The organism is Alkalibacterium sp. s-m-28, from assembly GCF_054658175.1.
On the sequence record NZ_BAAGIQ010000520.1, the window covers coordinates 1 to 227 of the forward strand.

Sequence of the window (227 nt, forward strand, 5' to 3'; positions counted from 1 at the left end):
TCACTGATAATCCCTGATTCATGAGACACTTCCAGGTGCGCTTGAACATGAACGGCTGTATTCTTTTTAATGCGGGAAACGAAAAAGTAGCCCTCCCAGGTCATTTGATCAAACTGAGCGAAATCCAGATACCCGCGATCAAAAACATAGGTCGCCCGTTTCTCATTGATAAAGACGTTCAAGTGATCATGGTCGTGTTCAGATGCATGGGACAGTTCGAATTGTTC

At 44.5% G+C, this 227-nt stretch carries 1 protein-coding gene; it reads right to left on the reverse strand.

The features are described from left to right. A partial coding sequence (locus tag ACYQ4S_RS13105) for a transposase (protein WP_459771625.1) occupies window positions 1-227 on the reverse strand: 227 nt, incomplete at both ends.